The organism is Candidatus Aenigmatarchaeota archaeon (assembly GCA_016932615.1).
GTDB lineage: Archaea > Aenigmatarchaeota > Aenigmatarchaeia > QMZS01 > QMZS01 > JAFGCN01.
Genome location: JAFGCN010000018.1, coordinates 63399 through 69935, shown reverse-complemented (window position 1 = coordinate 69935; position 6537 = coordinate 63399). Strand labels below are relative to the sequence as shown.

The window sequence follows — 6537 nt, the reverse complement described above, 5'->3', positions numbered from 1 at the left end:
CTGTCTCTGTGCACCTTCTTTATATATATAATACAGCTATTCTTATGGATCAAAGGGTCCTGGAGTTCTTGAATGAACATATTGGCGAGCTTGTGAAAAAATACCCTCCACTGAAGGCCGTTTTTGTTTATGGATCTGCAACAAGAAAAGAGCTTACAAAAGGAAGTGATGTAGATATACTGGTCATAGTGGATGACACTTCCGAAAAATTTACTCCAAACCTCCTTGATTACCTCTCAGAAGAGATGTCTGCATTGTCGAGGAAAGGCCAGGAAGTTATTGGCGTTGACCTGCACTTTCAGTCGCCAAAGCCGCTTTCGATTTGGTGGGACCTTCTTAGGTCCGGAGAGCCGTGGGTCACGACTGCAATATCGGACGCTTATGTTGTCTATGATCCTTCAGACTATGTGACTCCTCTGAAGACACTGATAAACCAGGGAAGAATCCACGGAACAAGGGAAAAAGCTCAGGCGCTTATAGAGCGGGCGCCATATCGGCTGAAAGAGGCGAGAAGAGTGCTTCTTGAAGACATAACCGCTGAGATGCTTTGCGCAATGGCGGAAACTGCCCAGGCAGTCCTAATGTTTTACGGTGTTCCCCCTCCGGCGGCAAAGAACCTTGGCTTTGAGCTAAGGAAATACTTTATCGACACGAAGATGCTTGACCCAAGGGCAGTTGAGTATTACGAGGACTTTTTTGAGTTCACAGAAAAAATTTCGCATGGAGAGATAACCCGTGTGACGGGAAAGGACATAAAAAAGCACCTTCAGAGAGCAGTTTACTTTATCGAAAGGGTTGACCAGCTTTTTGTGATTATTGAAGCAAACAAGAAGACGGAAATCATAAATAAGTCTTATGACCGAGTGGCAAGGGCCTGCACAGAAACTCTTCATGTTAAGGCCTTTGACAAGAAGGCGATTGAAAAGTTCAAGCAGGAGTTTATAGATACAGGAATGGTTTCTCATAGCTATCTGGCCATAATCGAAAAGATATTCAACCTGAAGAACCTTTCCGAGAAAGGAAAGCTGAAAGAGATTCCTGAACGGGATATCTATTCTAGCGTGGTGTATGCAAAGAACCTTGAGGAAATAATAAAGAAGACACAGTCCAGGGATGAAGTGACGCTTGAGCAGGAGATAAAATGAAATGTAAGCGTTCCCTTCAAAATTTAGTTTTTAGTACGGGATGGGCTCTATTTAACTATATAAGGATATAATTATGCCTGCCGAGACTATTTCGGAGCACAAGCCCGACGAGGGCCAAAAGCAGATTTCGGTTGAGGAAAGGCAGTTTGCCGCTGTAAAGGAATTCTGCACATCTCTTCTGGAAAATTATCGCCCGCTCATAAAATCTATCTGGATGCTTTCGCATGAGCAGGAATCTGAGGGTGCGATACTTGTGATAATTTTTGACGACACGAAAACAGTAGACCATATAACCCTTGGCACGCTAAAGCTCAAGGCATTTGAGCTTGAAAAAAAGGTTCACAAAAGCCACAGGATAGGGATACACACAAGTTTTTACCTTCTTTCCGATTACTGGGACCTTATACGCCACGGCTCGCCGACAACTTTTTGCGAGATCAGGGAAGGAATTCCCCTCTATGACCCTTCAGGGTTTTTCGTTCCACTAAAGCGCCTTCTTGCGCAGGGAAAAATTCCTGGGACAAAAGAAGCAATCTATGACCTTATCTCAAGGGCCCCTACGAGAGTGCGCCAGATTGAAAATTCTTTCAAGGCAAGGGTTCTTGAGCACTTGTTCAATGCGATAGTCGAGGGCGGACAGGCGCCGCTTATACTTGCAGGAGTTGCCCCGCCGATTCCAAAAAAGCTTGCCGAAGGCCTTCAGGTGCATTTTGTTGACAAGGGCCTTCTTGAGCAGGAATATGTAAAGTATGTCCAGGATGTTTTTGCATACTGGAAGAAATATGAGCATGGAGAGTCCGGCCTCCACTGGGGGGACATCGATGATTTCTCCGAGAAGACCTCAAGGTTTGTTGTGAGGATGCAGCGGCTGATGGAGCATATTGACCAGGAGAACCAGAGAAAGCAGACCTTGCCTTCACAAAAACAGGCGCATAAGTAGAGGGTATTTTGATAGAATCCATTTCTTTAATCGTAAGAAAATTCTGACTCTCTGTTGTGATTGGGAGTTTCGTTTTTTTGAAACCGCCAGTTATACCTTGCTACAATATAATCACCAAACCTGTCTGTAACCTCCTCTGCAAGGTACTTGCTCTCCCGTGCCTTAAGTGTCGCATCTCTTGCAACAAAATAGCAAAAGAATAGCTTTCCTATTGCGCTTGAAAGGCAGAGTGCCATTGCACCGCAGAGTGGGTCATAGGGAATGTAGAGGGCAGGGGCTGCTACGGGAACTATGGTTCCATTCATAATCAAATTATCTTTTCTGTGCGATTTGGATATTTCCTCGAGTGTTATGTTGACAGGAATGCTTTTCTCACCCTTTTCAATTATTTTTCTTGACAAGTAGTTGATTGGGCGAAAAGGCGAATATCTATAGAAAAGAGCTTTTTCAATGAGCCCCTTTGAGCCAAGACTATCTTCTCTTTCCTGAATATCCCAGATTTTTTCATAAAGGGTCCTGCTTGGAAGATATACTGTTTTCTCTGTTTCATCGATAACAGTTCCTGGAAAATCGAAAATTTCATTAAAAACTCCAGGGTTTAGTTGTTCCTGCAGTTCGGAAACCGTCATTGGGGAACTTGTTTTGGATCGGCTGGAAAGTTCTCTCAGGAGACTTGCGTCGCCGTAATCTTTGCGTATGAAGCTTATTGGCTCAATATTTCTGGTGGCCATACTAGAGATATCTATAAAGAGTATACCTTTGGGTAATCCCATTTAATTAGTATATTCCGGCGTTGAAGCTTTCTTTTTTTCCTCGTCCGGGGTCTTAATGGTTTTTTCGAAGTCCTCATACCACTTGCTGAGCTTTTCCGGGACTGATGGCCGGACTGTCTTCATTACTTTTTCAAACTCTTTTTTGCTGACCTTTTTGACGTCTTTGTTGTCCTTTATGCTGTCACGAAGAACCAGTATTGCAGCTTCCCTTACAAGCGCCTCCAAGTCCGCACCTGAGTAGCCGTTGGCCTTTTCAGCGATGTCTTCGAGGTTTACGTCCTTGTCGAGAGGGACGCCCTTCGAGTGGATTTTAAGTATCTGAAGCCGGGCGGCCTTGTCGGGGTTCGGGACCAGTATGTGCCGGTCAAACCTTCCAGGCCTCATTAGAGAAGAGTCTATAAGGTCAGGCCTGTTTGTGGCAGCCATTACGACGACACCTTTAAGCTCTTCGATTCCGCTAAGTTCGGTCAGAAGCTGGGAGACTATGCTGTCGACAACGTCACTTCTTCCAGCTGAGCTGCCACCCCTAGTCTTAGTCATTGCGTCAATTTCATCAAAGAAGATTACTGAGGGTGCTGCCTGCTTTGCTTTCTTGAATATCTCCCTGAGCTTTTTCTCGCTTTCGCCGACCCATTTGCTTAGAAGCTCAGGTCCTTTTACGGTGATAAAGTTTGCCCCGCTTTCATTTGCAACGGCTTTTGCAAGCATAGTTTTTCCAGTTCCCGGAGGGCCATATAGGAGAACCCCTCTTGGCGGCTTGATATTGAGCTGACCAAACTTTTCTGAGTACTTGAGAGGCCACTCGACCACTTCCACAAGCTGCTGCTTGACGCCTTCAAGCCCACCAATGTCGCTCCAGTGAACGTTTGGAACTTCCACAAGAACTTCCCTCATTGCCGAGGGCTCAACCTTTTTCATAGCATCCTCGAAATCTTTCTGCGTAACCATGAGTTTTTCTATTGTTTCCTTTGGCAGCGTTTCCTGCCCCTTAAGCATCGAAAGGTCGGGCACGACTCTTCTAAGGGCATGCATTGCCGCTTCCTTGCAAAGGGCCTCGAGGTCAGCTCCAACGAAGCCATAGGTTTTTTCTGATATGCTTTTTAGGTCTACATCTTCAGCCAGAGGCATATTTCTGGAGTGTATCTGCAAAATCTCAAGCCGGCCTTCCTGGTTTGGAACTCCGATAACAATTTCCCGGTCGAATCTTCCCGGCCTTCTAAGTGCAGGGTCAAGCGAATCCGGCCTGTTCGTCGCGCCAATCACAATCACCTGTCCCCTGCTTTTAAGCCCATCCATCATAGTTAGGAGCTGCGAAACAACTCTCCTTTCGACTTCGTTAGTCACCTCCTCTCTCTTGGGGGCAATTGCGTCAATCTCATCTATGAATATTATCGAAGGCGCGTTTTTCTCCGCCTCGTCGAATTTTTTCCTCAGATTTTCTTCCGACTGTCCATAATATTTGCTCATTATCTCAGGGCCTGCAATGGAATAGAAATTTGCCCCGCTTTCATTTGCAAGGGCTTTGGCAAGAAGCGTCTTTCCAGTCCCTGGGGGCCCATGCATAAGCACACCCTTGGGCGGCTTTATTCCAAGCCGCTGGAACAATTCCGGATGGCGCATAGGAAGCTCGATTACTTCCCTTACTGCATTTATCTCTTCTTTAAGCCCCCCCACATTATCATAGGTAACTTCCGGAATCTGCTCTTCCTTAATTTCGACTGCCTTTGAAAGGACTTCAAGTTCTGTAGTTTCTCCTATGTAGCCGCCTTCCTTGGGCGAAACGTCCACAACAATAAATTTCATTCCCCCGAAGAGATTGTCGAGCCGTATTTCCCGCATCTCACCGAAAGGGGCAAGCATGGTCTTAAACAGTTCAGGCAGGTCTTCGTCAAAAATGTCTTCCTGGGATTGCCTTCTTTTGCTTACAGGGTTAGGCACCACGATATCCCCTTTTGCAAATGGCCTTTTAAAAAGGTTTTGTTTCATGTAATCGGGGTCAACATGAATCATCATCCCTTCCTGAGCGGGCGCAAGTGTTATCTTTTGGGCTTCCTTGATACTGGCCTTTTTTACGGAAACGGTTTCCCCTACGCCCGTATTGCAGTTTTTTCTCGAAATTCCATCAATCCTGACTACATCAAGCCCTATGTCTGACGGGTACGACCTGACCGCTATAGAGTATGTTTTTTTGGCGCCTTCAAGTTGAATGTAACCCCCTTCACGGACACCAATTTTTTGCATGAAACTTGTTCCAAGGCGGGCTATGCCCTTTCCGAACTCTTCCCTGTTGGTTAGTTCCCCTACCTTCAATTTAACTTCTTCAGCCATAAGTAATTCAACAAATAGATATTGTATTTAACCAATAAATAGTTTATCTTCCAACAGGGCATTTTACTTTCTAAATGGGCTGGAGGGCATCAGGAAAGAGATATTGAGCCGGTGATTAAGCCAAGGAGTATGGACCAGAAATTCCATATTATCGGCACTGCCAGAAGGATTACTGTAACCACCATCAGAATCTGGAGGGTCTTTTTAAGCCCCTGCCTTTGGCAGCCGTAGATAAGACCGACAAGGGCTCCACCAAGGTGGGCGATGTGGGAGACGTTTGGCGGGTAGTTTGTAATAAGCCCTGCAAGGGCATAAATGAGGTAGCCGATGGCTATAACTCCGAGAGGCATCGGGAAATAATAGTCTGTTGGAATTGGCTTTATGAGCATAGTTGCCGCAATTATCGCGAAAACTCCTCCTGAAGCCCCGATTGCCGGGACTGCCGGGTTGTATATGAGGGACGAAAGAAGGTCGCCGAAAAAAGCCCCCCCGAAGAACAGGAGCAAAAACCGCCGGCACCCGATTTCGCCTTCAAGCGTCAGCCCGAATATCGTAAGCACGAATATGTTTGAGATAAGGTGGCTGAAATCGGAATGGAGAAATATCGATGTCAAAAGCACGTAAAAATTTCCTGAGAGCATATTTACGGTCGAGTATCCGTAATCCCTGACAAACTGGTCGGGGTCTCCTGAGTTCCAGGCATACAAGCTTGCCGCCACGCACAGTATGGCCAGCACCGTTGTCGCGCATATTTTCACCATTAGTAATTCAGCCAAAATTGCTTTTGTTTCTTCTGCTGACCGTGGCTTTAGGTCTAGGACATAGAGCAAAACTGAACTCTTTAGTCTTCGAAATCCAAGGGCCCTAAAATTGAGTCTTAGGGGTCAAAATCTAGATTGTAACAGGAGTGGTCAACCCCCAGTTTGTCCCAAATAGAGTTTTTCTTGGGAAAAAGCAGTTCATTGGCTTCGTCGTATGCAAGTACTAGCCGGGCTGGTTTTGTTTTTCCGCCTTTTACAGGCACTGCCATGCCGGTTATTGTTACTCCTGCTGGACCTGGGATAATGGTGCTTATGGAAATCTGCTCTTTTGGGCGCTCTTTTGGAATATATTCAAAGGAGTATTCCCTCTTGGCATTTCCCTCGGCTACAATAGCGTATGTTTGGCCCATTGACAATCTTTCAATGGGGCTTGAATGCTTGGCAACCATTGTTGGGCTGAGTGTTATCTCCGGGCTTGGACCAGTTACGTCATAGATTAAGAATGGTGTTGGCACTTCTTGACTTAAAACCTCGGGTAACGTCTTCATAAAATAGGTTTTTGGAGACCCCGGGTCGAATTTTACCATAAT

The 6537-nt window shown here is 45.8% G+C and carries 6 protein-coding genes; 2 read left to right on the top strand and 4 right to left on the bottom strand.

Annotation, left to right across the window (positions count from 1 at the left end):
• The first annotated feature begins 44 nt into the window (after window positions 1-44).
• Window positions 45-1145: a nucleotidyltransferase domain-containing protein gene (locus JW727_05020; protein ID MBN2095385.1), complete on the top strand. Its 1101-nt coding sequence runs from the start codon at window positions 45-47 to the stop codon at window positions 1143-1145.
• Between the two features lie 73 nt (window positions 1146-1218).
• The gene (locus JW727_05015) at window positions 1219-2085 is read left to right on the top strand and encodes a hypothetical protein (GenBank protein MBN2095384.1); all 867 of its coding nucleotides are present in this window, start codon (window positions 1219-1221) and stop codon (window positions 2083-2085) included.
• A gap of 26 nt (window positions 2086-2111) precedes the next feature.
• Here the strand turns inward: JW727_05015 and JW727_05010 are convergent, their stop codons facing one another.
• The 4 genes from JW727_05010 to JW727_04995 form a co-directional block, all read right to left on the bottom strand.
• On the bottom strand, window positions 2112-2816 hold the full coding sequence (locus tag JW727_05010; protein ID MBN2095383.1) for a hypothetical protein: 705 nt from the start codon (window positions 2814-2816) through the stop codon (window positions 2112-2114).
• A gap of 42 nt (window positions 2817-2858) precedes the next feature.
• Window positions 2859-5186, bottom strand: coding sequence for a CDC48 family AAA ATPase (locus tag JW727_05005; protein MBN2095382.1), 2328 nt, complete (start codon window positions 5184-5186; stop codon window positions 2859-2861).
• A gap of 89 nt (window positions 5187-5275) precedes the next feature.
• A complete protein-coding gene (locus tag JW727_05000) occupies window positions 5276-5947 on the bottom strand; it encodes a rhomboid family intramembrane serine protease (GenBank protein ID MBN2095381.1) in 672 nt (223 codons plus the stop codon).
• Window positions 5948-6063: 116 nt separating this feature from the next.
• Window positions 6064-6534: a hypothetical protein gene (locus JW727_04995; GenBank protein MBN2095380.1), complete on the bottom strand. Its 471-nt coding sequence runs from the start codon at window positions 6532-6534 to the stop codon at window positions 6064-6066.
• Window positions 6535-6537: the final 3 nt, after the last annotated feature.

What these genes read in the sequence shown, in the direction of transcription:
- JW727_05020 (MBN2095385.1), top strand. Translation starts at nt 45, where the DNA reads ATGGATCAAAGGGTCCTGGAGTTCTTGAATGAACATATTGGCGAGCTT.
- JW727_05015 (MBN2095384.1), top strand. Translation starts at nt 1,219, where the DNA reads ATGCCTGCCGAGACTATTTCGGAGCACAAGCCCGACGAGGGCCAAAAG.
- JW727_05010 (MBN2095383.1), bottom strand. Translation starts at nt 2,816, where the DNA reads ATGGCCACCAGAAATATTGAGCCAATAAGCTTCATACGCAAAGATTAC.
- JW727_05005 (MBN2095382.1), bottom strand. Translation starts at nt 5,186, where the DNA reads ATGGCTGAAGAAGTTAAATTGAAGGTAGGGGAACTAACCAACAGGGAA.
- JW727_05000 (MBN2095381.1), bottom strand. Translation starts at nt 5,947, where the DNA reads ATGGTGAAAATATGCGCGACAACGGTGCTGGCCATACTGTGCGTGGCG.
- JW727_04995 (MBN2095380.1), bottom strand. Translation starts at nt 6,534, where the DNA reads ATGGTAAAATTCGACCCGGGGTCTCCAAAAACCTATTTTATGAAGACG.